The following is a 23,416-nucleotide window of genomic DNA, read 5'->3' on the forward strand; positions in this document are numbered from 1 at the left end:
ACCATCTACTATAATGATCAAGACCTTACAACTACAACCAATTGATAAATTAGCGATAACATTAATTGTATCCCTAACCTTAGTAATTGGTGGCTTAATTTGGTTAGGTAATAGCTGTGGTAATCAATGTCTTTTACAAACCGGACCAAGGGTCAAGGAATTTAGCTGGGAAAATCGAGAAATTGGCTCGGAAGATCAAGCATTTATTATCACTTTTGATCGCCCTATGGATCATGCTAGTGTAGAAAAAAATCTAGTTATCGATCCTCCGCTGCCGGGGAAGTTTAGTTGGGCCGGAAGACGATTAGCTTATACCCTCACTTCTCCCATTCCCTACGGAGAAAAATATCATCTGCAAATTGAAGGTGCGCGGGAACAATTTCGCAGCGGTAATCGATTAGGACAAACCCTGGCAATCTTTGAAAGAGAATTTAAAAGTCGGGATCGTGCTTTTGCCTATATTGGCACTAATGGGGAAGAACAGGGAAGATTAATTTTTTATAACCTGACCGAGGAGAAGAAAACCCTCTTAACCCCCGCAAATTTGACCGTTATGGCTTTTGAATTCTATCCTGATGGTAAAAAAATCCTCTTTTCGGCCGTGGCGAAAAATCAGGGGATACAGGGAATTCGTGAACTGCAGCTTTATCAAGTTGATAGCAGTCAATCGCCGGCAAAAATTGAGTTAGTGCTAGACAATAAAGATTATCAAAATAATCATTTTGATTTAGCTAAAGATGGGAAAACTATTGTCGTGCAGAGAATTGAGCGCCGCAATCCAATTAACTTCGATTTATGGGCAGTTAAATCGGGGGAAAACCCCCAACAATTAAACATCCAAGGCGGGGAATTTTTGATTGCACCTGATAGTAAAACTTTGGCTGTCACCCAGGGGGAAGGAATCGCCCTTTTGCCTTTAAAAACCGAGACAAAACCCCTAGATTTTTTACCAAAATTTGGGCGAATTTTGAATTTTTCTGCTGATGGTACGGCCGCAGCGATGGTGAATTTTAATACTGATAATGCCAAAATGCGTTATATTCGATCGCTTTTTTATGTCAATAATCAAGGATTACAAAAACGCTTACTCAATCTACAAGGTTCGATTATAGATTGTCAATTTAATGCTACCGGTAGCGATTTGTATTGTTTGTTAACCGAGTTAGTTACTAACAGTCAAGAGTACAAAGAAAAACCCTATTTTGCTAAAATAGATGTGAAGACCGGTCAAGTGACTCCCCTACTGGAATTAGCCGATTATCGTGATATTCACATTAGTTTATCTCCCGATGGTTTAGCAATTATTTTTGATCAACTTCGCACCAGTTATGATACTAATCCAACTAATCCCCTGACTACCGATTCAGGAGAAACAATTATCGGTGGTCGTTTGTGGATGTTAATTCCTCCCCTACAAGATGGAGTAAAAGCAAGTAAATCTGATTTAATTGAATTACCTCTAGCGGGAATTCGTCCCCAGTGGATGCCATAGAATTACCATCATTAAGTTAGGAATTATTTCGATGCTGTCAAACTCAGAAAAATTAGCCAAATTGCGTCAGTATTTTGTTAGTGGTGCCACTCTTTCCTATCAATTCCGTCGTCAGCAGTTAGAGAAGTTAAAACAGGCAATTATTAAATATGAAGCAGAAATCTATCAAGCTTTATATAGCGATTTAAAGAAACCTCCCGAAGATTGTTGGATTACTGAAAATGGTTTCCTTTTGGTGGAAATTAATACCGCTTTAAAAAATTTGCGCTCATGGATGCAACCCAAACCTGTTAAAACTAATCTCTTAAATTTCCCTTCCTCCAGTCAGATTATTCGGGAACCTTTAGGAGTGGTTTTAATTATTGGTGCTTGGAATTATCCCCTTCAATTGTTATTAGTGCCTTTAGTTGGTGCTATTGCTGCTGGTAACTGTGCGGTATTAAAACCGAGTGAATTTGCCTCAGCGACGGAAAAATTAGTAATTAAAATAATTCAAGAAATATTCCCAGAAGAATATGTGTTAATTGTCTCGGGAGATGGTGGGGAAGTAATTCCGAATATGTTAGACAGTTTTACCTTTGATCATATATTTTTTACTGGCAGTACCAGGGTAGGAAAAATTATTTATCAACTAGCGGCAGCAAAGTTAATTCCTGTTACTCTAGAATTAGGGGGAAAAAGTCCCTGTGTTATCGAAGCTGATGCTAATATTTCCGTGGCAACCCGTCGCATTGCCGTGACAAAATTCTCTAATTCTGGTCAAATGTGTATCGCATCTGATTATATTTTGGTACATCAATCCCAGCAGGAGAATTTTATCAGAGAATTAGCAAACACTATTGTTAATTTTTTCGGTGAGGATGCCAGATTAAGTGCTGATTATGGTAGAATGATCAACGAAAAACAATTTGATCGCCTGATTGACTTTCTCCAAGATGGTGAGATTGTTTTTGGAGGCAAAACCGATCGAGAAAATTTATATATTCAACCAACTTTATTAACTAATGTTTCCCTCGATGCTCCTATTATGCAAGGGGAAATATTCGGGCCGATTTTACCGATCATTGCCTTTAGCACTTTTGAGGAAGCTTTAGCAATTATTGCTAAAAACCCTAACCCTCTAGCTTTTTATCTGTTTACTACCAAGGCAAAGACCGAAAAGAAATGGTTAGAATCAGTCCAGTTTGGGGGAGGTTGTATTAACAACAATAGTTTTCATTTTACTAATCCTAGTTTACCCTTTGGTGGTCGGGGAAATAGCGGTTTTGGTAGCTATCATGGTCGTTTTTCCTTTGAGAATTTTAGTCACCAAAAAGCCATTATGAAAACACCTCTTTGGTTCAATCCCGCTCTAAAATATCCGCCTTTTAAGGGGAAGTTAAGCTTATTTAAGTTATTGGTTCGGTAAAAAGCTAAGTAGGTAGGTGTTAAAAACTGTCAGATACCCCCCTTATTAAGGGGGGATTAAGGGGGGATCGGCACCCCCCTTATTAAGGGGGGCAGGGGGGATCAAAGGCAAAATCTATCTTCAATTTAATTATAACTACTTACTTACAGTTTAGGTTAAAGCTTTTAAGAGAGCTTGAAATTTAAGCTGAATTTCTGCTAGTTCTTTTTCCGGATCGGAACCGGCAACAATACCCGCACCGGCGTATAATCGCGCTCGATCGCCTTTAATTAAGGCCGAACGAATACCAACAATAAACTCACTATTATTTTGACAATCAATCCAACCCAAAGGAGCGGCATAAAGAGAGCGATCGAAGGTTTCATAATGACGAATTTGTGCTAAAGCGATCTCCGTGGGAACCCCTGCGACAGCAGGAGTGGGGTGTAGTTGGGCAACAATTTCGAGGGGATGGATGGAGGGTTTTAGTTTGGCATGGATAGGAGTCCAGAGATGTTGAATATTGGAGAGTTTTAGCAATCTAGAAGGAGAATTTTGAGGATTTAAGCCAATTTGTCGCAATTTTTGGTTAATAAAGTCACTAACAGCCCGATGTTCCCGTTGTTCTTTTTCACTAGCGAGGAGTTTATTGGCTAAAAGAGCATCTTCGAGCGCATTTTCTCCCCGGGGGGCGGATCCCGCTAAAGCATCGGTGATTAATTGCCCCTGATGGACAGTTAACAAGCGTTCGGGACTAGCGCCGATAAAATGATCTCCCCGTCCATTGCCGAGGGAAAAAGTGTAGCAATCGGGATGACGCTGACGCAAATTATCGAGACAGTTTACCAGATGAAAAGGACGGGGAGAAATCACGTCAAGAGCGTGAGCGAGGACAATTTTGCTAAATTTTTGAGCATGGATAGATTGGAGGGCATCGGCAACAGCCGCTTGAAAATTATAGGTAGGATGAATATAGTAACTACAGGGATCCTGGTGGGGATTTTGTCGGCAATTGCTCGAGTTATTTTGGATAATTTTGAGGTTGTTGATAGTTTCTTCGAGGGAGTTTTCTATTTCTTTTTCGCTGGTGATTAGGAGATTGGTAAGGAAAAAATATTCCGACTGTTTTTTGATAATTTGAAACTTAGGCAGGGTTAGGGTAGCTGAGGGAAAGGGGGTAGCTGTTTCCGAGTCGAAAAAAGTGAAACTACAAAAGATGCGGGGAGTAATCTCGCTATAGTTATCAATTTTAATAATTCTTTGTTGACAGTTTTCAATAAATTTTTGAGCTTTTAAAAAACGTTGTTTGCCGTGGAAAGTGGCAGCAAAGGCGATGCCGTAGCCGAGAAAAGCGGTTTCTCGTTCGGGATTTTCCCAATAACAATGGGTGGCATAGCTAGGGGCAATCCGAGAGAGAATTTCTAGGGGATCAACGGGGGAAATTTTTTGACAAAAACTAACGAACGACGGATTTCCCTTTTCTGCGGCTAACAGTTGCGGGTTGAGGATAAAGTTATAGAGGCCGCGAAGATCAGCAATCGGACTATCAGGATAGGAAAGGCGAGGAACGGCAGAAGTCATGTCAAGTTTTTTGTATTTTTTGCAAAAAAACCATGATTAATGGTATGTAATCCCCACAGATGTGGCCAGAGTCAAGGATCTCTTTTTAACTATGATATCGGAGAAAGGGTCTTTAGGCAGAAAGGGAAGGGGATATTTGTGACGATTAACTGCGTTGGAGACAAATGAGGGGTTAAAATCTCCAGAGATGGCTATTATTTAAATGGGCAAAAAAATTAATTTAATAACTGCTACTTTACAAGTTTGTAGAAATTGCCGCCACGGGACAAGTGGGGATACATTGTTCACAAACCACACAACGGGAACGCAAAAACTTGAGACGAAAACTTTCGGGATCAAGGGTTAAAGCTTCCGTGGGACAAACTCCCGTACATAAGCCACAATCGACGCATTTTTCTTCATCAATGACGATTTCGCGACTAACTTGCGAAACGCCAATATTTTGTAATTGTAACCATTCGATCGCCGCTTCTAACTCATCGATATCTCCCGATAATTCTAATACTAATGTTCCCACTTGATTGGGGGCAACTTGGGCGCGGATAATATTAGCGGCGACGTTAAAATCCTTCGCCAGTCGATAGGTAACGGGCATATGGACGGCTTTTTTGGGAAAAGTGAGAGTAACGCGTTTTTTCATTAGGATAGGATAGGAATAATTTTTGAGAGACTATCCATGACAGCCACCACACCCACCAACAAAACCAGAAATCTGCTGCTGGCAGTAACGGCAGTTATCCTTAGTGTAGCGATTTTCTTCGGGTTTCAAACCACCGCTAGTTCTGTATCTTTGGAAGCGCAAGCGGAAAAAGCGACACCTTTCGATCTTGCCCTCAGCAATGGTAAACCCACCCTGACAGAATTTTATGCTAATTGGTGTACCAGTTGTCAGGCGATGGCCCCTGAAATTGCCGAAATTAAAAAACAATACGGTAATACCATTAATTTTGTCATGCTCAACGTTGATAATAATAAATGGTTGCCGGAAATTCTCCGTTATCGTGTGGATGGTATTCCCCATTTTGTCTTTTTAAATAACCAAGGACAACCAGTTGCCCAAGCGATCGGAGAACAACCAAAATCAATTTTAACTGCTAATTTAGAAGCACTTTTAACTAATTCTACCCTACCCTATGCCACCACTACGGGACAGACTTCTGATTTTAATATCCTTGCGGGCGCTAGTCAAACCGATCCCCGCAGTCACGGCAGTCAAGTTAAGCAGTAATCAGTAATCAGTTATCAGTTATCAGTGGAAAGCTTATGGCTGAAAGCTATAATTCAAGAGTCAACTATCAATAGGTAAGTACCTAAGCAAAATTAATTACACATATCTAACCACCTCTTGCCTCTTGCATGAGTGCCTTTTGCCTATCTTCCCTAGGAAATTTATTTTACACGACTACTTACATTTCATTGACTGAATTTTTTAACTATGGCGATTATTGTCCAACATTTGACCACAGGTAACGAATATATATTCCTAGGAGTTAGTGGGGGTGAAAGTAAGAATATTTTACCCACCAAAATGTTAGGAGATTTCTTCGCAACCGAGACTCCAGATAAATCTCGATCGCTGACGGTTTGTGATGATCAAGGCCGGATACTTTGGTTTCCCGTCACGGAAATGATTGTGGTGGAGGTAGATGGTCAAAAACCCGAAGAATTATTACCAGAAATTATCGCTCCTGAACCGGTTCCTTTACAATTAGATAAAGAGAATCAACCTCAGTCCCCAGAAAATCAAGGAAACATCGATGAATTTGCCGAAGATGACGATTGGATCTAGAATTAAATATCTAATTTTAGCGGGAATAATTGCCCTATTTACTATTGGCTTTAATTCCCTCTATTCTGTTTCTCAAAACTCGATCGCTTCCTTCCCCGTTGCCGAAGTTAAAACCCAATATCTTAACGATTGGACACCGGAATTAGAGGCAGAATTTCAACAAAGGGCAAAGCAAGTTATTAACCATTTTGCTAATCGGGAAAATTATGGCAATTTGTGGGGAGAAAACGAGAAAAGATCCTATCATCTGGCCATGTTTGATTTCTTGGCAGGAAACCGGCAAAAAGCCCTAGATTTCCTGCAGCAGGATGACCCACAAACACGAGAACAGGCCCACACTGATTATATAGATTATTATTTTTCTTTTACCCTAAAAGGACAAATTAGAAAGTATTTTCTTCTCGGAAAGTATCTCGATCCAGTTTATCGTCAGAGAATGTATAATGCGGCGAAAATTTGGACAGAAACCGACCCTTTACAACGGCCCCACCCTATCCACGGTACTGGCCAAGGAACGGGTAATGATTGGAGTATAACAAGACGGGGTTTATGGGTAGATGGTCGCAATACTGATAACCTGCGAGCGATGCGCGAAACATCGGTTTATCTGATGGCGGAAGAAACAGGAAATGAAGCAACTCGTCAAATTTATAAAAGTAAAATCAAGCGTTACGTTTCAGCTTTATATAACATCGGTATGGGAGAATGGGATTCAGAAGTTTATCACGGTCATACCTTTGCTCCCTATCTCAATCTCTACGATTTTGCTCAAGATACGGAAGTTAAACAATGGGCAAAAATGGCCTTAGATTGGTTATCCATGGCCGCTAGTGTTAAATATTATCGCGGTGGTTGGGGTGGCCCTGTAAAACGCGATTATGGTGGTAGTAATGAGGTAATGCGATCGGGTGCAGCCCGTACTTTTTGGTTATACTTTGGTGATACCCCTGTCCCCAATAATCGCCCGGAATTGGACTCTCTTTATCTAATTACCAGTCGTTACCGTCCTCCTTTGGCAGTGATGGAATTAGCCCGAAAAAACTTTAATAAACCGGTAGAAATTCTCGCCAGTAAACCCCTGTATGAAAACTGGAAACCGGGCAATAATCAAAGTCCGGGTTATTGGGAAACTCAATTTATCGGCCCTAGTTATCAAATGGGTAGTCTGGCGGGAACTTTCCCCGATGGCGATGTGGCCCCGTTTAAATTAATGGCCTTTAATCAACATAAAGGTGTGGATTTTTTTGTGGCTAACACTGGCAAAAATGGCGTAAAACCGGGCAAAAATCCCGGGGATGAAATCGGACAATATCGTAATCTTTTAATCTGGTTACGACCAGCAGATCAAGCTTTTTTCTGGCAATTACCGAAAACGGCCAAGGTAGAAAAAGATGATAATATCTGGTTTATTCAATTAGAAAAAACTTGGTTAGCCCTGAGATTAATTAATCTTTCTTCTCCTGAAATTATCGAGATTCCTAATTCCCCTTATCCTGATGATAATACCTACCAAGCTTTACCCACAGGTAACAATTATGCGGGTTTTGCCCTGGAAGTGGGGGAAGCGGCAACCCAGGGCAGTTATGAGAATTTCAAGAGCATATTTAAGCAAAAAAGTCAAGTAAATTTAACTCAAATTAACCAAGGCAGCGTCTTATTTAAAGGCAGTCAAGGGCAGAGTTTACAATTGACCTATAATCAAATCAATCTACTGCCGATGTTAGCTCGTAACGGTCAAAAGCACGATTGGTCAAAAAATTTCGCCCTTTATAACAGTTTAAGTCGAGATAACTCTCCCGTTTCTTTGTCATGGAAAAAGGGCAAATTAACCGTCAAAGCAGGTAAATATCAATTTTCTAATGCTTTGATCCTGTCTTCTCCTTAAGTTAAGTACCTAAGCAAAATTAATTATACATATCTAACCACCTCTTGCCTCTTGCCTCTTGCCTTTTGCCTATCTTCACTAGGAAATTAATTTTGCACGACTACTTAGATATTCTGGACTGTTTATGAAGATTGATCAGACCATTTGCGCTTGATTTAAGAATTCTTGCAATTCTTCTCCTTCGATTACTTCCGTGGTCAAAAGATTAGCGGTAATCGACTCTAATAAATTGCGGTTGTGACTGAGAATTGCTAGAGCTTTTTGGTAACTAGCGTCGATAATTTGTTTAACTTCTTCATCGATCGCTTTGGCCGTATTTTCCCCGATCGAACGGCGGGGACTACCCTGATTATTACCTAAAAAATTAGCCTGTCCTGTTTTATCGTAGGCTAGGGGTCCCAGGGATTTACTCATACCATAAATTGTCACCATTCTTTCCGCAATATCCGTCGCCCTTTGTAAATCATCGGAAGCGCCATTAGTGACACTGCCAAAGATTAATTCTTCGGCTGCCCGACCGCCCAATAACATAGTAATTTGTTCTTTAAATTCGGTTTCTGTCATCAAAAAACGGTCTTCCGTGGGAATTTTCAGGGTATAACCCAAAGCGGATAAACCCCGGGGAACGATGGAAATTTTCTCCACCCGACCACCTCCCGGCATGACAGCGCCGACTAAAGCATGGCCGACCTCGTGATAAGCGACGATTTTCTTTTCTTTTTCGGATAAAACCCGACTTTTCTTTTCTAAACCAGCGATAACTCTTTCTATCGCCTCTTTAAAATCAATTTGACTGACTTTTTCCCGATTATTACGGGCAGCCAAGAGAGCCGCCTCATTGACGAGATTGGCTAAATCGGCACCGGCAAAACCGGGGGTTTGGGTGGCGATCGCTTTGAGGTTAACATCTTCACCCATCTGGACTCGTTGGGCGTATATTTGCAAAATTGCCAATCTTCCCGCTAAATCGGGACGATCCACCAAAACTTGACGATCAAAGCGTCCCGGACGCAATAAAGCGGCATCAAGAGTCTCTGGGCGATTGGTGGCGGCTAAAACGATGACGACGGCTTCTTTGGGGCTAAAACCGTCCATTTCTGTCAAAAGTTGGTTCAAAGTCTGCTCGCGCTCATCATTACTGCCGCTAGTTCCCGATCCCGAACTTCTCGATTTACCGATCGCGTCCAATTCATCAATAAAAATGATGCTAGGGGCATTTTTCTTCGCTTGGGCAAATAGATCCCGCACCCGGGCTGCCCCGGTTCCGACAAATAATTCCACAAATTCCGAGGCCGAAATGCTAAAAAAAGTCACTCCCGCTTCTCCCGCGACCGCTTTTGCTAAGAGGGTTTTTCCCGTCCCCGGCGGTCCGACTAAGAGAACACCTTTAGGAATACGCGCCCCAATTTTATTAAAGCGCTCGGCATCCTTGAGAAATTCGACGATTTCCTTTAACTCGGTTTTTGCTTCCTCGGCCCCGGCCACATCACTGAAGGTAATCGGATATTTTTCGCCGTCTCCATAAACTTTAGCGAGATTTTTGTTAAAAAGCAGCGATTTACGCGTGTCATCGTTGCGATAGAACAGAAACTGCATGGCGGCGACTAAAATTAAGGGAGGAACCACCCAAGCGAGGAGAGTGGTGATCCAACTGTTTTCGGCCACGGGAATCGCCTCGAAGATTACGCCTTTTTGCTGTAATAGTTGGGGTAATTGGGGGTTATAAACTGGAATCGTGGCCAAGACTCGTTCGGAGACTAGATTACTGCTCGGTTTGCCCACCAGAGAACTAGAATCACCGTGAAAGGGATTACTTGATTCTGGGGGATTAAGGGGGGGATTACCCGGAATAGGCAGGGATTCTAAAGGATTTTTTAATTGATAAAAGATGACTTGATTGCCAATTCTGACCCTACTGATGTCGCCCCGTTCCACTCTACTGATAAATTCGCTGTAGGGTTCGAGGGGAATATTGGATAATTCTGAGGGACGAGGGATAAGAAAATAGCCTAAAGCGGCAACACCAGAACAAATGATCAGGATTTTGCCTAACCGCGGCAACCGCGACCAGGAAAATTTATTATCTTCTTGATTAGTCATAATTTTTAGGGTGGGTGAGAGTGAAAATACAAAGTTCATACTAACAATTCCCTGTCTCGATCGCCTTACCGATGGGATAGGATAGAGGATGGAATACTTGGTAGCGAGCGAGCGACAAACGAGAGAAATCCCATGAATTTAGTTAGCTTAGAGAACTTTCTCGATAACACTTCTTTTTTAGTCCTGTTTTTAACCATGCTGGTTTATTGGGCCGGGGCAGCCTTTCCTAGCATACCTTTGTTGCCCGGCCTGGGCAGCACGGGAGTGGCCATCGCTAACCTCTGTATCGCCGCTTTATTGGGGGCGCGCTGGTTAGAAGCGGGTTATTTCCCCATCAGCAATCTTTACGAATCTTTATTCTTTCTCGCTTGGGGTGTAACTGCCGTTCATTTAATTGCTGAGTACACTAGCCGCAGTCGCCTGGTGGGGGTGGTGACGACTCCTGTAGCCATGGGGATTACTGCTTTTGCCACTTTGTCCTTACCCGGAGAAATGCAAACTTCGGCGCCCTTGGTTCCAGCTTTAAAATCGAATTGGTTGATGATGCACGTTAGCGTCATGATGTTAAGTTATGCTGCTTTGATGGTGGGTTCCCTGATGGCGATCGCTTTTCTGATCGTCACTAGAGGTCAAAATATCGAGTTAAAAGGCAGTTCCGTGGGTACGGGAGCCTATCGTCTGCAAAATAAGTTATCTACCACTCTTTCCGCCCCAATTTTCCTGGAAACGGCTAACGGTGGCACAACCGCCCTTTTAACTCCCACCTTAACAGCGATGGCGACTCTTTCACCCCAACGTCTCAGCTTGGCAGAAACCCTCGATAATATCAGTTATCGCGTCATTGGTCTCGGTTTTCCCCTTCTCACTATCGGCATCATCGCCGGGGCGGTTTGGGCGAATGAAGCTTGGGGTTCCTATTGGAGTTGGGATCCGAAAGAAACTTGGGCGCTAATCACTTGGTTAGTGTTTGCCGCTTATCTCCATGCCCGCATTACCCGGGGATGGCAGGGAAGAAAACCAGCTATTCTAGCAGCGAGTGGTTTTGTTGTGGTTTGGGTATGTTATTTAGGGGTGAATCTTTTAGGTAAAGGTCTTCATTCCTACGGCTGGTTTTTCTAAATCAGTTATAGGGGTGGGGTGTGGGGTGTAGGGTGTAGGGTGTGGGGTGTGGGGACTTTTCTCAGTGAACTGATAACTGATAAGTGATAACTGATAACTGATAACTGTCTCCTAACCCCACCAACAAACTTTTTTAGCAAACCATAAATAATTACAACTTTTCAAAAATTATAAAAAATGATCGAGCAGAAAACTACTATTAAAAATCTGGCTTTAATTGCCGGTGTGCATGGCAATGAACTAACTCCCGCTTATTTGGTTAAATACCTGCAAAACTCACCTAATCTCCTGGCCCGCAACAGTTTTCAATCCCACACTCTCATCGCTAATCCCTTAGCCCTAAAGCAACGGGTTAGATATATCGATACGGATTTAAATCGTTGTTTTAACCAAAAAGATTTAGTTAATCCCGATTGTCAGCAATACGAACAAAAACGAGCAAAAAAAATAGTCAAAGAAATCCGAGAAAAATCCATCGATTTATTAATAGATATTCACAGCACCACATCTAACATGATGCTGGCGATTATTTATTCTAACCCCCATCCTTGGCTATTAAAACTATTTACCTATCTGACTAAAATTAATCCTGATGTGCGCTTAATTTATCATCCCGTCAGCGAGGAAGAAAATCATTTTCTAAAAGGAATTTGTCCCCTAGCTTTTACCCTAGAAATCGGTCCAATTAACCATGGTGTTATCTGTCCCTATCTTTTTCGTCAAACCGAAACACTCATCTATCAAATCCTAGACTATATCGAACAGGAAAATTATCTGGCTGCCCGTCTCGATACTTTCGGCGAATCCCTAACAGTTTACCAACGTTTAGGCTCGATCGATTATCCTAGGGATGAACAGGGTGAAATTAAAGCCATGTTACATCCTCAGATTCTCCAACGAGATTATCAGGCAATTCAACCCAATCAACCGATTTTTCTAGGATTTGATGGTCAGGAAATTATCTATCGTGGTGAATCTGAATTATATCCTATCTTTGTCGGAGAATCTTCCTATAAAGAAAAAGGAATCGCCCTTTGTTGGACAGCAAAAAAACAAATCGATATTAATTAGTACCTCCACAGCAGTTTTCCTGACAAAAAACCGGTCTAAATAAGGGAAAAGCCACTATGACCTTTACTTCTAATTCTCTTTTAGCTGAACGTTACCAACTGCAACAACGCCTAGGAAATACCGCTATCGGTCGTCAAACTTGGTTAGCTACCGATGTATTATCCCAAGAATCGGTAATTATTAAACTCCTCGCTTTTAGTCCCCAGATGGAGTGGGAAGAATTAAAATTATTTGAACGGGAGGCAGCCGTCTTAGCTTCTCTCCATCATCCCCGTATTCCCCGCTATCGCGATTATTTTTCCCTCGATAAAAATCAAGGTGACGGGATTCCTTGGTTTGTGCTTGTACAAGATTATATACCGGGAGAATCCTTAAGCGATCGCTTAGAAAGGGGGCAACGTTTCACCCCTACGGTAATTCGGACTATTGCCCAAGAACTTCTCGAAATTCTCATCTATTTGCACGAATTATCGCCCCCAGTATTACATCGAGATATTAAACCTAGTAATTTAATTATTAACTCGGAAAATAACGTTTATTTAGTAGATTTTGGGGCAGTCCAGTCCTGGGGTGCAGCAACAGGAGTTACTTTTACCGTGGTGGGAACGAGTGGTTATGCACCCCTAGAACAATTTTGGGGCCGGGCGGTTCCCAGTTCTGATTTATATGCCTTGGGCATGACTTTAATTCATTTATTGACGGGAATTGTGCCGATAGAACTGCCCCACCGCGACTCTAAAATTCAATTTCGCCAACTGGTGACAATTGATGATGATTTAATCGATTGGTTAGAAACTATGACCGATATGGCGGTAGAAAAGCGGTTTAAAAGTGCCAGAGAAGCCCTGAAATTTCTCCAACATCCCTACTATCGCCAAGCCTCAAGTTTAATCGATCCTAAGAAATTACCAAAACCTCCCCACAGTTCCATCCGTATCGCTAAACACCGGGATAATTTAGAGATTAATTTACCCCCAAAAATTAAGCTACCTTCCGATGCAGCTACTCTCTGGTCTTTGGCGATTGCCCTTACTGTCAGTATCTTTATCTCCCCGATTCTTACCTTTATTATAGCTCTAATTGGTTTTATTTGTTTGCGTGAGATGCAATTAATTCTTACCCCTCAAGAAGTTTTAATTAAATATAAAGTTTTAAATTTTATCTACCAAAAATTTGCCTTCAGAACTCAAGATTTATGGGGTATTTTTCTCCATAGCAATGGCACAGAAGGTAACTATCAGATTCGTCTGCGGACGGCTAAAAATTATTATCTTATCGGTCAGAATCTCCGCGAGGATGAATGTCTCTGGTTAGGACAGGAAATCCAAGATTGGTTAAATTTCATCAAATATAGCGTTTCTCCTCAAGATGAAGTGTAACCTGACAGGGCATCATCGACCATCCCCCCAAAACGAAAACCTCACACCTCACCATGAAGATAACTGCTATAGGTTATCAATTTCATCGAGAATCAATTCAAGAAATCCTAGGAATTAGTCGGTAGGCATTTTTCCCTTTTAACCTTAATCTTGCAGAGATTCCCCTATCTTGGTAGAATAATAACTGATTGGCATTACCTCGGCTACAAGGCGGCAATTATTAAATCGGATTAGGAATTGCCAAAAGGCGGCCATGAAATGTTAGTTATTAGTGGAGAAGAAAAAATGATCTCTGAAATTTACAAAAAAGTCAGCTTGTTGGTTTTGTATCAAGGGGTTTTTGATAATGCTATTGGCCAGGCATTTATTACCCTATTAGCTACGGATAATGTTGCCGATTTTCTCAAAGCTTATGGTCAATGGTTTCAAGCTTTAGCATCTAAAAATATCAGTTGGAATGATTTTCTAGTCGAACAAATTCTCTTAGATGATAATCCCTTTAGTCAACAGGTACAGAAAAAAAGTGTTTGGAAGTTACCCGAATCTTTAATTAATGGCGTTAAACAGGATTTATCTATCCTCCAATCTCTTTATAACTCTAGCATTTATAGCTTAAGCAGTTCGACAATTTTTGAACAAATTAAATTTCTAATTTTCCCTGCTTGGGAAGTGGACAATAAATTAGAAAGTTTCCTGCATTCCAGTTCAGATTGGACGGAATTAGTCGAAGATTTAGCAGATTATTATCGCGAATGTGGTACAGGAATTTTTGCCCGTTATCAAGCTTTAAGGTGGCAAGAAGGCAGATTACAAGGAATTACTCATCCCGATCCCGTGCAGATTCAAGACATAGTCGGTTATGAAATGGCTAAGAAAACCTTGATTAAAAACACTGAGTTTTTATTGGCAGGTTATCCTGCTTTAAATGTCTTACTCTATGGCAGCCGTGGTTCGGGAAAATCCTCTCTAGTCAAGGGATTGCTGCCAAAATACCATAGTCAAGGATTGCGCTTAATTGAAGTGGCAAAATCGCAATTAAAAGACCTACCATTAATTATTGAAATCTTGCGAGATTTGCCTCAAAAATTTATTATCTTTGTCGATGATTTATCCTTTGAAGAAGACGATGAAGCTTTTAAAGCTTTAAAGGTTATTTTAGAGGGCAGTCTCACCGCTAGACCGAAAAATGTCGTAGTTTATGCCACTTCTAATCGCCGACATTTAGTCAGAGAATTTTTTGCGGATCGACCACAACCAAAAGATGGGGATGAAGTGCATAATTGGGACACAGTACAAGAAAAATTATCCTTTAGCGATCGCTTTGGTTTAACCCTCACTTTTGAACCAGCTAATCAAGAAAAATATTTGGAAATAGTGCGTCATTTAGCCAGTTTAGCTAAATTAAAAATTAGCTTAGAAGACTTAGAATTTCGTGCCAAACAATGGGCAACCCAACATAATGGGCGATCGGGAAGAACTGCTAGACAATTTATTGATTTTCTGCAAGGAGAATTAGGATTAAATAGGTAGCATTAAGTAAGTGTTTCTAATTAAATAGAAGATAGATTTTGCCTTTGATACCCCCTTATTAAGGGGGGTGTCTGACAATTTTTAACACCTACCTACTTAATTATGTTATGATCAAATAAAATAAGCTCTAATCTAGAAAAATGTTGACTCAATCTCCTCCCGAAATTCTCAGCTTAGAAGAATATCGCAACCTAGAAACTAGCGCGGAAACTAAACACGAATATCACGACGGGGAAATTATCGAGATGACAGGGGGAAGCATCAATCATAATAGTATTCTCATTAATCTTATTGTCCTGCTAAAATTAGCTTTAAGAGGAACTAATTATCGTCTTCAATCTAGCGATCTACGTCTATGGATACCCCAATATAATCGCGGTTTATACCCAGATTTAATGATCATTGCCGGGGAACCATTATTCAGTGATAATCGCAATGATGAAATTTTAAATCCCTGCCTAATTATCGAAGTTTTATCTCCTTCCACCTCTGGTTATGATCGGGGTGATAAATTTCGTTATTATCGTTCTATACCCCAATTAAACCAATATCTTCTCGTCAGTCAAGGGGAGATACTAATAGAATCCTATAGCAAAACATCAGAGAATAATTGGTTACTGCAAGAATACACCCCAGCCAGGGGAATTATATCCCTAGATTCTTTAGGAATTAGCTTAAATATTGCCGATATTTACGAAGGAATTGATTTTAATCTCAACTCCTAACTTTGGCTATCTTTTAAGAGGACGTACTAAAAACAATTTTACCATCTTTTACCGCCACTAAACGCAAAGTTAAGGGTCCGGCCGTATTAGTTTTACTAGCAGCAATTGCCTCAAGTGTCTCGATAGAATTACCCGACTTTTTGACTTGACCAATAAAGTTAACTACCGTAGTTAATAACCCATCTTCCACCTGAATTGACCCTAAAACTCCCGCACTTCTGGCGCGAAATTGAGCCGAAGCTAAGAGTAAATCTAAGCGCTTTTGTAGGTCTTCTTCTGTCATATTTTCGGGATCGATGGAAACGGCAGCGATTACCTGTTTCTCCTCAAAAACTCTTTGATTGGGAACCACATCAGCAAAGACACGAATCTCGGTTTCTCCTAAGACATAATTACCTGCTGAAAGGATTCTCACCACATATTCTTTACCGTCCTGTAATTGTTGACTTAACTGTTCTACCTGTGCTTTTGTGATCTTAACTAAACGTTGGTCAAAATTAGGCTGATTCGGTTGGGTGGCGCGGATAGCATTTATATTCGCTTCTCGCAATAATTTATCGATAACGGTGACAATAGCTTGGGGATCAACAATACGAAAAGCACCAAAAGATAACACCTGTCCCCGGAAAATAGCGATTTGTTTTTCCCGCAATTCTTGATAGGTTTGATAGTATTGTTCTAAAACTTCCACTTCCCGCTTAAGAAAAGCCATTTGGGTTTCTAAATCTTTTAATTTTCCCTCGCGCTGTTCCAAAGCTAAATTTTTATCGACGATCGAGCGATCGAGTTCTCCAATGCGTTGATCCCGGCGATCAATTTCTAGCTGTAGGGTTTTTTGCTGGGTTTCCAACTGTTGAAGTCGCGCTTGTCTGGCCGTTAATAACTTTTGTTGATTAGCCAACTCTTTATCTCTAACTTGAACGGTGGTTTGTAGTTGATTGATCTGACTAGAAAGAATTGATTTTTGTTGGGACAATTGATCTCGTTGACTGATTAACTGTGCCTTTTGATTAGTTAAAATAACTCGTTCATTGTTTAAATTAGCCACTTCCTTCCGAAACTTTTCCAACTGTCCCGAAACTAATCGCAAACGTTGACGAGAAGCTTGATAATTTTTGTTAAGAACCTCTAGACGTTTCTGCACGGCTATCTGTTCACTTTTAGCCGTTTTTAAAGCCTTTTCCACCTGATTTTTTTGTTCGGTGGTTTTTCTTACCTGACTTTCCAAATCCTTAATAGCGGCACGACGTTCATTTAAAAGACGATCCAGTTCAAAAACCCCTTGACGCAGGGATTTACTAGAAGCAAACAAGACAATTAAAGTGGAGCCGGCGATCAAAATTCCCGTTACAATCGTCATTAAAGTTGCGGTTTGTTTCGGACGCAGATTAAATAAACGCATCCTTTTCTTACCGATACGGCTCCCTATGCGATCGCCAACCGCCGCTATCAGACCACCTAAAACCACGATGGCCAAAACCAAAATATAAGCGCTAGTCATCCAGAATTTAAGTAAATTGTTGACTGAGAGCGACGGGATTATGGACGGTAATTTTCTTCTTGTAAATTGAGACCATTTCTTGATCCCGCAGCTCTCCCAATAAACGGGTGACAGTGACGCGGGTAGAACCGATCGCTTCTGCGATCGCTTGGTGAGACAATTTTAGATCCACCCGGATGCCATCGGTGGTGGGAACCCCAAAATCACGACAGAGAATCAATAAAAAACTGACCAAACGGGAACCCATATCCCGGTGAGCCAAGGTTTCGATCATCATTTCCGTTTGCAGAATCCGCGAGGACAACCCCTGCAACATCAACATTGATAAATCGGGATTATTGCGGAGGGATCTTTCTACCTGATCGATCGGGGCCGAGAGTAATTCTACCGGAGTAAAAGCCACGGCATGATAAAAACGATCCGATCGCTGGCCGGTGAGTAAGGATAGCACACCAAAGACGCTATTTTCCCGCAGTAGAGCCACGGTAATTTCTTCTCCCGCTTCATAGACTCGCGACAACTTAACGGCTCCTTTCAGCAAAAAATAGACTCTTTCGGCGGGATCTCCAGGGAAAAAGATCGTTTTGCCACGCTCGAACAATTCCACCACCGGGGGGAAATTGCCGCTGCCGATTCGACGGAACACATCTGCTAGGGGTTTGTCTTGTATTAGGGATAAGTCCATCTCACATCCAAAAAAGGGGAAAATTGTTTTTATTATGCAACGAGTGTCACCTCTATTAAACATAACCGCTGCCTAAACTGGGAAAAGTTTTGGGCGCTTTTTGCCAGACAATGGGGGAGGGGTGATCATTGCTGCCCCTTTATCTGTATCCCTATTATACCGAATCTCGCTGGGGTCGGCTATTGGGGAGATTTTTGTAAGAGAAACGAGAACTATGTTAGATTTAACGGGAAAAAACGCCCTAGTGACGGGGATTGCCAATAATCGCTCGATCGCTTGGGGAATTGCCCAACAACTCCATCAAGCTGGTGCAAATATCGGTGTCACCTATCTCCCCGACGAAAAAGGCCGTTTTGAGAAAAAAGTGCGAGAATTGGCCGATGAACTTAATCCCGCTTTTTACGTCCCCTGCGATGTCCAAAATGACCAACAGGTAGAAGATACTTTCGCTACAGTGGCGGAAAAATGGGGCAAACTGGATATTTTGATTCACTGTCTCGCTTTTGCCGATAAAGAGGGTTTAACGGGCGATTTTACCGCCATCCCTCGGGAAGCTTTCACTAAATCCCTAGATATTAGCACTTTTTCCCTAACCCGTCTAGCGCGATCAGCTAAACCTTTGATGACGGCAGGGGGAAGTATTATCACTCTTACCTATCTCGGCGGTGTCAAGGTAATTCCTAACTATAATTTAATGGGGGTGGCAAAAGCCGGTTTAGAAATGAGTGTTCGCTATTTAGCCGCGGAATTAGGTGGCCAAAAGATCCGAGTTAATGGTATTTCCGCCGGTCCAATTCGCACCTTGGCATCTTCGGCCGTGGGGGGAATTCTTGATATGATCCATCATGTGGAAGAAATCGCTCCTTTACATCGCACGGTGACACAAATTGAAGTGGGAAATACGGCCGCTTTTTTAGCCAGTGATCTTGCTAGTGGTATTACCGGTCAGATTATTTATGTAGATTCCGGTTACGAAATTATGGGAATGTAGTTTTAAGTAGGTAGGTGTTAAAAACCATCAGCGCCCCCCTTATTAAGGGTAGTAGGGTTGATTCATGAATCAACCCTACTATGAATCAACCCTAGGATCAAGGGGGTATCAAAGGCGAAATCTATCTTCAATTTAATTGAAACGACTATCATAAAAGACTATGATCGTGTTTGTTGCGAAGTTGCTGAAGAGTCTTGCGATCGCTCTCTAGATCGACTTCATTGTAATGTAAATCGGCATCATGGTTTTTCAAAAAAGCATCCACCACCCAACGAGAAGATAGACCTAAAATACTTCCGACCTCGGCACTGGTGATTTTTTCCGCTCGGTAGGCCTGCACCACCAAAGCCTCTAAAATTTCACGGGTAAGATTATTGTAGTTGTAATGTTGAAGCAATTCATCGGGAATATCGATAGTAATTTTCATGATTTAGCTTCCTTTTTTTTGGGGTTTACTGATAATGTTTATATCCTTTCTCCTCAAGATGAAGTATGACCTAATTTGATATTGACCACCGACTCCCCACCACGAAAACGTCTGACACGATTGAGTATTTAACGGGTTGGTCTTCGATTTTAGAATCTCTATGTCTGTCGGTAATTTAGAAATTGGCGTTGTCAGATCAGAATATGAAAGATGCAATGCAATCCTTGCTATCAAAGTAATTTCAGTTCCAAGCTGATTCGGATCATCTTTCAATTTGACAACGCCTAGAAATTTGCTATAAGATTCTATGATCCGAGCCAGACTAATAGGGAGTGAACGAGCGATAGAATTGGAAATACTATCGATATTATCATAAGAATTATAGGGATCAGCAGCCACTGGATAGGCTGGGGTAATTGCATCACTCGGATAGCGCTACCAGCAATCGCTAATACGGCTGCGCCGAACCCATTACGCTTTTCTACTAGGGTTGAAACAATAGTTCTCAACCAAAACCAAGGCGACTGAATCGTAAATTTATTTTTGCTCTCTTCATATTGTTGGAACAATAAATCCAGCAATAGAGTCGTTTTTTCTGCCGCTTCTCCCGGAGTATCATCTTGTTCGATTTCCTGAAGGACTTTCGCAAGATTTCGCTCCTGGAAAATTAATTTTTGTTGTTGTTCGGTTAGCTGCTTGAGCAAAGTTTCTGCTTGTTCTCGTCTAGTTCTGAGACTTTTCTCAATACATTTCATTTCTCCCGGCTCTAAATCTTTCAAGACATCAGGAAAATCGTTCCAAAGGATTTCTCGCTGTCCCGCTCTCACGATGTTTTCAACGAACTGTTTAAACTCTCTTTGATGATTCTGTGTGTAATCATCTGGATCGCAGAGAAAGTTTCCTAGGTAGCGGAGAATATCGTTTCTCTCTTTTTCTGTTGCTTTCGGCAAAGCCTCTCGAACCAAGTTATCTAGATAATCCAGATGTTGCCCATCTTGATGAATTCTAGTGTTGAAAAGTAGAAAATTGTGTAAGGATTGCGGAGTCAGTAAACTATCTACTAATTGGTTAAGTCCGTCTAGTCTGCCCCAGAGAAGATCATTCGTTCGGTAGAATTTTTTAAAGAATCCACCGAAGGCATTGTACTGATGACCTAAAATTTTAGATTTTTCAGTCTTTTTCTCTTCCCGTTGTTCAATATGATAACAGTATTTTCCGTATCCCATTTCCGCATCTTTAGGAGAAATACGGGCAAGTTTAATTGTATTTTTTGTGGCGATATCGCTTAAATACTCGTAGGAATAGAGGACTTGATCGATAGACTGAAAATCTTGAAAATATCGATGCAATTTTTGACTAGAATCAGGATCAAGATAAGGAGTTAGCGATTCGATAAACCTCTGGGAATTTTTTTCAATTAATTGTAAAATTGTCAAATTATTGTCCGAATTATCTCGATCATCTACTCTGGATGGAACAATCTCGATTATCTCTAAATTTTCTACAACCCATAGGTTTACCTCCGAACAAGAATCTTTTTTTTTGGGGAGACTAGCAACTGAGATATGCTGTTTAACTTGGAGTTTGATCTGATCGATCTCAGAGCTTTTATCTTTAAAGCCATGTAGGGTTAAAACTTTACAGATAGGAAGTTTATAAATCTGATCGAATATTTTTTTTGAGACAGAAGACTCCTGTTCTGGCAACAATAATTTAAGGTTTGACCAATTAACATTTTCGTTCTTAAAATTAATTTCTTGAGGAAAATGAATCTTCTTAAAAAATTCGTAATAGGCGAGCAACAAATCCCCCGATGACAATTTATCACTAAATTCAGAGCTTGATTTAAAATTGACGCTCAATAGGGTTTTATGGAAAGTGATCAAAAAGTGATAAATTTTTTCGAGATCGAATTTTGATACATCATCGGTACCCGCCAACTCGGAAAAGTCGTAGTAGTTTAAAATTTTCTGGATCGATTTTTGAATCAGCTTTAATAATTCTAATTGCCAACTTAGTTGATAGGAAAGATAGCGTAGGGCGACAAATTGCCGTAGAGCTAAATGGCAATCAGGAAAGTTACCCGGAAGGGAAGGATAAAATTCCTGCTGTATTTTATCCTCCGATAATTGGGCAATTCTATCGAGTAAAAAAGAATGTTTGCGAATTAAGAAATCAAGATCGATCGGTTGTATATCTCGATAGATAGTTTCTAAATCGATAGCTTGTTTCTCAGCTTTTGCCCTTGCCGGAATCTGCACATCTTCTAAACTCTTTAAGTCCTTGAGAATTTCGGCGGTTTTGTCTAAAAAGTCCTTCTGGCAATCCTGCTTAGTCTCGAAGGGAGATTTCCGGAGCAAAACCTCATGAATTGTTCGATCAAGTAACCCGAATAAGCGACATTTAATATAGGCATTTTGTTGCAATAAATCTTGCTCTTTATTCTCTCGCTTATCGATAGCTTGTAGGATTGTATCTTTGAGAAGTTTGTAGCGAGTAACTTTACGATTTCCTTCCTCGATCAATTGCAAATCCTTCGCTATACTTTGATAACGAGGAAGACCCGTTAAAGCCCCTAGAAGAACTTTATCTACCGAGGGTAGCTTGTTCTCTTTTCGGGCCAGGTCATCGAAAAAGCGATCGGGGGTAGGATCGAGATAAAATAACATCCGTTTGACCGAACGATAGGCAGTCCGTCCGTAAATGGTTTCTACCGTATAGGTAAAAGGACGATTATCTAACACACCCCCATCGATGAGATAGATAGGATAATTTTTCTTGTTTTCCCGATAGCTAGGCTCTAAATCCCGGTCTTGCAATTGACCCCATTCCACCAGTTTTCTATCGACTTTAATCTCATCGGTATCTTTGTTTTCCTGGTCTTCTGGAGAGAGTTGCACGGTAACTACTGGGAAAGCTACGGGAAAACAGGAAGTGGCTCGACAGAGTTTCGCTAAAGCAGTTTCTGTGATTTCGTTCGACTGGACGGTTCTAAAAGGATTCTCGACGTACTCCGATTGATCCTGACGGTATTTTAAATGAAAAAAGGCTTTATGATCTTTGATATCGATGACCTTGCCGACATTATCGAACGTCTGATTGATTTTCCCCTTAAAGTCGGTCGCAGTGATAAATAAATCTAATTCCCCGAAGTCGGAATACCAGTCTCCTATCGAGGGAAAAGTCGGTTCTTGGAAAGCTTTTTTAAATTGCTCTTGGTAGAATCCCTCTCCATCTAGAAAAGAAAATTTTTCACCATTCGGCGACGATTTTCTTAAAAGTTTTTGAATATCGCCCTGTTCGCGCCACAATTCCGCAAATTTTTTAAAGTTTGTCGCTTCCTCTAGATTACTGTTAGCGATCGCGTAACTGAGCAGAACACCGTTTACCCCTCCCGCAGAAGTACCCGACACGATATCCACGACGATATCGGAATCGGTTAACGCTTTGATCAATTTGTAAATCCCTCTCCCTCGAATCGCATTATAGAACTCCTGACAGACCCCATTCATGTATACTGCTAGGGAGACTCCCCCGTATAAAACGATACCGAGCCGAAATTCGCGGGAAAAAACTGGCAGGGGCAAATTGTGTTGATGGTTACTATTCATAACCTCGCCTCCTAGGGACTAAGTAATTATACTCTTTCAGTATAATCCGCTAATGAGTCGAAATCCAGAAAGTTTTTATCAAGAATTATCAAAAAAAAGGGCAAATTACCGAATAAATTATGTATTTTTGTTGTGAAATATTT

The 23,416-nt window shown here is 41.1% G+C and carries 18 protein-coding genes; 11 read left to right on the forward strand and 7 right to left on the reverse strand.

The window, feature by feature from the left end; genetic code table 11:
• The first annotated feature begins 13 nt into the window (after positions 1–13).
• Entirely contained in the window at positions 14–1,492 is a 1,479-nt protein-coding gene (locus O9334_RS00140) for a hypothetical protein (RefSeq protein ID WP_045359300.1), read from the forward strand.
• A 31-nt stretch (positions 1,493–1,523) separates the two neighbouring features.
• Entirely contained in the window at positions 1,524–2,900 is a 1,377-nt protein-coding gene (locus tag O9334_RS00145) for an aldehyde dehydrogenase (protein ID WP_287998220.1), read from the forward strand.
• A 150-nt stretch (positions 2,901–3,050) separates the two neighbouring features.
• On the opposite strand, the gene O9334_RS00150 is transcribed toward O9334_RS00145, so the two are convergent.
• Together O9334_RS00150 and O9334_RS00155 are read right to left on the reverse strand one after the other, a co-directional pair.
• On the reverse strand, positions 3,051–4,460 hold the full coding sequence (locus O9334_RS00150) for an isochorismate synthase (protein WP_287998224.1): 1,410 nt from the start codon (positions 4,458–4,460) through the stop codon (positions 3,051–3,053).
• 235 nt (positions 4,461–4,695) lie between these two features.
• A complete protein-coding gene (locus O9334_RS00155; protein WP_004163818.1) occupies positions 4,696–5,100 on the reverse strand; it encodes an NIL domain-containing protein in 405 nt (134 codons plus the stop codon).
• Positions 5,101–5,136: 36 nt separating this feature from the next.
• On the opposite strand from O9334_RS00155, the gene O9334_RS00160 reads away from it, so the two are divergent.
• The 3 genes from O9334_RS00160 (at position 5,137) to O9334_RS00170 (ending at position 8,134) form a co-directional block, all read left to right on the forward strand.
• On the forward strand, positions 5,137–5,688 hold the full coding sequence (locus tag O9334_RS00160) for a thioredoxin family protein (protein ID WP_045359304.1): 552 nt from the start codon (positions 5,137–5,139) through the stop codon (positions 5,686–5,688).
• 207 nt (positions 5,689–5,895) lie between these two features.
• A complete protein-coding gene (locus tag O9334_RS00165; protein ID WP_045359305.1) occupies positions 5,896–6,249 on the forward strand; it encodes a hypothetical protein in 354 nt (117 codons plus the stop codon).
• Entirely contained in the window at positions 6,218–8,134 is a 1,917-nt protein-coding gene (locus tag O9334_RS00170) for a hypothetical protein (RefSeq protein WP_287998232.1), read from the forward strand. The genes O9334_RS00165 and O9334_RS00170 overlap by 32 nt, the downstream gene beginning before the upstream one ends.
• 135 nt (positions 8,135–8,269) lie before the next feature.
• On the opposite strand, the gene ftsH is transcribed toward O9334_RS00170, so the two are convergent.
• The gene (gene ftsH / locus O9334_RS00175; protein WP_287998237.1) at positions 8,270–10,234 is read right to left on the reverse strand and encodes an ATP-dependent zinc metalloprotease FtsH; all 1,965 of its coding nucleotides are present in this window, start codon (positions 10,232–10,234) and stop codon (positions 8,270–8,272) included.
• 132 nt (positions 10,235–10,366) lie between these two features.
• Here ftsH and ccsB point away from each other — a divergent pair, with 132 nt between their 5' ends.
• The 5 genes from ccsB (at position 10,367) to O9334_RS00200 (ending at position 16,058) form a co-directional block, all read left to right on the forward strand.
• Positions 10,367–11,353, forward strand: coding sequence for a c-type cytochrome biogenesis protein CcsB (ccsB, locus tag O9334_RS00180; protein ID WP_045359308.1), 987 nt, complete (start codon positions 10,367–10,369; stop codon positions 11,351–11,353).
• Between the two features lie 177 nt (positions 11,354–11,530).
• Positions 11,531–12,424: an aspartoacylase gene (locus O9334_RS00185; protein ID WP_045359310.1), complete on the forward strand. Its 894-nt coding sequence runs from the start codon at positions 11,531–11,533 to the stop codon at positions 12,422–12,424.
• Between the two features lie 56 nt (positions 12,425–12,480).
• A complete protein-coding gene (locus tag O9334_RS00190; RefSeq protein WP_287998243.1) occupies positions 12,481–13,803 on the forward strand; it encodes a serine/threonine protein kinase in 1,323 nt (440 codons plus the stop codon).
• A gap of 285 nt (positions 13,804–14,088) precedes the next feature.
• Positions 14,089–15,333: an ATP-binding protein gene (locus O9334_RS00195; protein ID WP_080754292.1), complete on the forward strand. Its 1,245-nt coding sequence runs from the start codon at positions 14,089–14,091 to the stop codon at positions 15,331–15,333.
• Positions 15,334–15,473: 140 nt separating this feature from the next.
• Positions 15,474–16,058: a Uma2 family endonuclease gene (locus tag O9334_RS00200; RefSeq protein WP_190380914.1), complete on the forward strand. Its 585-nt coding sequence runs from the start codon at positions 15,474–15,476 to the stop codon at positions 16,056–16,058.
• Between the two features lie 13 nt (positions 16,059–16,071).
• Here the strand turns inward: O9334_RS00200 and O9334_RS00205 are convergent, their stop codons facing one another.
• Together O9334_RS00205 and ntcA are read right to left on the reverse strand one after the other, a co-directional pair.
• Positions 16,072–17,559, reverse strand: coding sequence for a DUF3084 domain-containing protein (locus O9334_RS00205; RefSeq protein ID WP_287998246.1), 1,488 nt, complete (start codon positions 17,557–17,559; stop codon positions 16,072–16,074).
• A 7-nt stretch (positions 17,560–17,566) separates the two neighbouring features.
• On the reverse strand, positions 17,567–18,244 hold the full coding sequence (ntcA, locus tag O9334_RS00210) for a global nitrogen regulator NtcA (protein WP_002793163.1): 678 nt from the start codon (positions 18,242–18,244) through the stop codon (positions 17,567–17,569).
• A 214-nt stretch (positions 18,245–18,458) separates the two neighbouring features.
• Between ntcA and fabI the strand changes: the two genes are divergently transcribed.
• Positions 18,459–19,235 carry an enoyl-ACP reductase FabI gene (gene fabI, locus O9334_RS00215; protein ID WP_002797558.1) on the forward strand — a complete coding sequence of 259 codons (777 nt, stop codon included), beginning with the start codon at positions 18,459–18,461 and terminating at the stop codon, positions 19,233–19,235.
• A gap of 148 nt (positions 19,236–19,383) precedes the next feature.
• Here fabI and O9334_RS00220 read toward each other — a convergent pair whose 3' ends face one another.
• Positions 19,384–19,662 (reverse strand): UPF0175 family protein, encoded by a 279-nt coding sequence (locus O9334_RS00220; RefSeq protein ID WP_002797556.1) that lies wholly within the window; start codon positions 19,660–19,662, stop codon positions 19,384–19,386.
• A 305-nt stretch (positions 19,663–19,967) separates the two neighbouring features.
• Positions 19,968–23,273 (reverse strand): patatin-like protein, encoded by a 3,306-nt coding sequence (locus O9334_RS00225; protein WP_287998256.1) that lies wholly within the window; start codon positions 23,271–23,273, stop codon positions 19,968–19,970.
• Positions 23,274–23,416: the final 143 nt, after the last annotated feature.

It is taken from the genome of Microcystis sp. LE19-8.1F (assembly GCF_027531715.1).
Lineage (GTDB): Bacteria > Cyanobacteriota > Cyanobacteriia > Cyanobacteriales > Microcystaceae > Microcystis > Microcystis wesenbergii_A.

Bases quoted from the DNA above. Each gene is read 5' to 3' on its own strand.
- O9334_RS00140 (WP_045359300.1), top strand. From the start codon at position 14: ATGATCAAGACCTTACAACTACAACCAATTGATAAATTAGCGATAACA.
- O9334_RS00145 (WP_287998220.1), top strand. From the start codon at position 1,524: ATGCTGTCAAACTCAGAAAAATTAGCCAAATTGCGTCAGTATTTTGTT.
- O9334_RS00150 (WP_287998224.1), bottom strand. From the start codon at position 4,460: ATGACTTCTGCCGTTCCTCGCCTTTCCTATCCTGATAGTCCGATTGCT.
- O9334_RS00155 (WP_004163818.1), bottom strand. From the start codon at position 5,100: ATGAAAAAACGCGTTACTCTCACTTTTCCCAAAAAAGCCGTCCATATG.
- O9334_RS00160 (WP_045359304.1), top strand. From the start codon at position 5,137: ATGACAGCCACCACACCCACCAACAAAACCAGAAATCTGCTGCTGGCA.
- O9334_RS00165 (WP_045359305.1), top strand. From the start codon at position 5,896: ATGGCGATTATTGTCCAACATTTGACCACAGGTAACGAATATATATTC.
- O9334_RS00170 (WP_287998232.1), top strand. From the start codon at position 6,218: ATGAATTTGCCGAAGATGACGATTGGATCTAGAATTAAATATCTAATT.
- ftsH (WP_287998237.1), bottom strand. From the start codon at position 10,234: ATGACTAATCAAGAAGATAATAAATTTTCCTGGTCGCGGTTGCCGCGG.
- ccsB (WP_045359308.1), top strand. From the start codon at position 10,367: ATGAATTTAGTTAGCTTAGAGAACTTTCTCGATAACACTTCTTTTTTA.
- O9334_RS00185 (WP_045359310.1), top strand. From the start codon at position 11,531: ATGATCGAGCAGAAAACTACTATTAAAAATCTGGCTTTAATTGCCGGT.
- O9334_RS00190 (WP_287998243.1), top strand. From the start codon at position 12,481: ATGACCTTTACTTCTAATTCTCTTTTAGCTGAACGTTACCAACTGCAA.
- O9334_RS00195 (WP_080754292.1), top strand. From the start codon at position 14,089: ATGATCTCTGAAATTTACAAAAAAGTCAGCTTGTTGGTTTTGTATCAA.
- O9334_RS00200 (WP_190380914.1), top strand. From the start codon at position 15,474: ATGTTGACTCAATCTCCTCCCGAAATTCTCAGCTTAGAAGAATATCGC.
- O9334_RS00205 (WP_287998246.1), bottom strand. From the start codon at position 17,559: ATGACTAGCGCTTATATTTTGGTTTTGGCCATCGTGGTTTTAGGTGGT.
- ntcA (WP_002793163.1), bottom strand. From the start codon at position 18,244: ATGGACTTATCCCTAATACAAGACAAACCCCTAGCAGATGTGTTCCGT.
- fabI (WP_002797558.1), top strand. From the start codon at position 18,459: ATGTTAGATTTAACGGGAAAAAACGCCCTAGTGACGGGGATTGCCAAT.
- O9334_RS00220 (WP_002797556.1), bottom strand. From the start codon at position 19,662: ATGAAAATTACTATCGATATTCCCGATGAATTGCTTCAACATTACAAC.
- O9334_RS00225 (WP_287998256.1), bottom strand. From the start codon at position 23,273: ATGAATAGTAACCATCAACACAATTTGCCCCTGCCAGTTTTTTCCCGC.